Here is a 1,834-nt window from a genome sequence, read left to right as displayed (position 1 = left end):
ATCCGATGCTCCGCGAGGCCGAGCGGACCGGGCTGTCCGACTGGGTCGACGTGATGGTTCTCCCGTCCAGCAAGAAGCAAGTCTGGAGGCTCGCCGGCCGATACGGGGACAAGCTCAACACTGCGCTGCTGCGGGTCGCCCTCCGGCGCCTGTTGGACGAGCCCGGTGACCTCACCGGGGACCTCGAGAACATCGCACCACTGCGTGATCTCAGACTCGAAATCTACCCGGCCAGGGCCAATGTGCACTTCGACGAGACCCTCCGTAACAAGCTCGACGCGTTGGCCGCGCGGGTCGGATCTGATCGGGCCGAGTTGATGCGCCTCGCCGCGAAGCGCTTGCTTGACGAGCCCGGAATTATCGACCAAGCCGTGACTCGCGAGATCTTCCGCAGCGAGAAGAACAAGAGGCACCTTCTGGCCCGGCACGCTCGCCGCCAGGCGCGACGCGACACACAACCCGACTGACTCACCGGCTGCCATGATCCGACGCTAGTCAGCGCACTCCTGCATCATCCTTTGCTTGCCTTGCGGTGGCCGCGGTCCTTCGGCCCGGGCGAGGCCACCTTCGGCGTCCCCTGATTCGAGAGCTCCGCTGCGCTCCGCCCGGTGAAGGGCGTTGTTGTTGTTCCCTTCTGGCCTTCCGAGTCTCGCCGGCGGTGACCTGCGCGCAACCGCCGACGCCTGACGGCGGCCCAAGGGCTCCGAAAATTCTTTCCTCCGCTTCGCTCCCCCAAGATTTTTCGGCTCGACAGTTGCACTCCGGCCCCCTCATACCGGCGGACCTCTCCTTTGCCAGAAGGGCACAAAAAATGATCGGGCCGCGCAGGTGGCCCGGCTGAGCATAGGAGGTTCCTGTGAGCACCACCATCGTCCTCGACACGGTCATCGACCCCATCGCTGTCGCGCGGGCGATCTACGCCGACCTGCGGGTCGAGGAAGATCCCGATTTCGACGACCTGGGCATGGATATGCGCGCCGAGCTGCTGGGCATGGTCTTCGCCCTCGACCCGGCCGACCCGTACATCGAGGCCGCCGAAATCCGTCTTGACCCGGCCGACTTCGGTTTCTGACCGGCCAGCCCGACCACCTGACAAGGAACGGAGACACAGTGAGCGCAACGGCTGGAAACGCCGGCGAGGACTACTTCGACGGCATTCTCGACACGCTCGGCGGGGTTATCGCCGACAGTGGCCGCCCGGACCCGCGCAACGGCGACCGGGACACCTACAAGGCCCGGCTCATCGCGGAGATCGGGGCGGCCTCGGTGACCTCGGTGGCGTTGGACAGTTTCCTTCGGCACGCCAGCGGGCGGCGGATGCGGTGCAGCGAGGTCGACGCCCTGTCGAACCTGCTCGCAGTCATCGGACACCGCGATCTGGCGGCCGTGTGGCAGTCCGAACACGCCACCGCGAACCGGTGCGGGAACTTCGCCCATCAACCCCTCAACTGACGATCCACCAACCGAAGGAGACAGCAATGCGCACCACCTTTTCCGCGATCGTGATCGAGGTCGACGGCACCATGACCGCACAGGACCTGCCGGTGGACCCGCTGTGGGCGAGCTGCCGGGTCCCGGCCGGTATCGGCGCGGCCCTCGATGTCGTCGGCGACGTCGGCGCGGCCGGGTTCGTCCTCGGCCGCGGCCCGCACCAGGGCACGGCGAGCCTGCTCGCAGGGGCGAACCATCAGGGCGTCCCCGGCATCCCGGTCAACCCGGTGGCCACCGACGTCGTGCGCCGGTGCGGCTCAGTCGACCCCCGCCCGATTCGTGGCCGCGCAGTTCTCGTTGCCGGATGGGACGACGACCCGGCACCGATCCTCGCGCCGATCGC

General features: G+C 67.4%; 3 protein-coding genes and 1 pseudogene. All 4 read left to right on the top strand.

Annotation, left to right across the window (positions count from 1 at the left end; all coding sequences use genetic code 11):
* A pseudogene (locus tag WAW17_RS31180) lies at window positions 1–467 on the top strand (CopG family transcriptional regulator); the annotation flags it as partial.
* A gap of 389 nt (window positions 468–856) precedes the next feature.
* The gene (locus tag WAW17_RS31175; RefSeq protein WP_422336698.1) at window positions 857–1,072 is read left to right on the top strand and encodes a hypothetical protein; all 216 of its coding nucleotides are present in this window, start codon (window positions 857–859) and stop codon (window positions 1,070–1,072) included.
* Between the two features lie 38 nt (window positions 1,073–1,110).
* A complete protein-coding gene (locus tag WAW17_RS31170) occupies window positions 1,111–1,452 on the top strand; it encodes a hypothetical protein (protein ID WP_422336697.1) in 342 nt (113 codons plus the stop codon).
* A 26-nt stretch (window positions 1,453–1,478) separates the two neighbouring features.
* Window positions 1,479–1,834 (top strand): hypothetical protein (locus WAW17_RS31165; protein WP_422336696.1); only part of this gene is annotated, 356 nt, incomplete at its 3' end.

It is taken from the genome of Rhodococcus sp. (in: high G+C Gram-positive bacteria), assembly GCF_049286785.1.
GTDB lineage: Bacteria > Actinomycetota > Actinomycetes > Mycobacteriales > Mycobacteriaceae > Rhodococcus_F.
The sequence above is the reverse complement of the archived record's forward strand: the minus strand, read 5'-3'. Positions and strand labels throughout refer to the sequence as shown.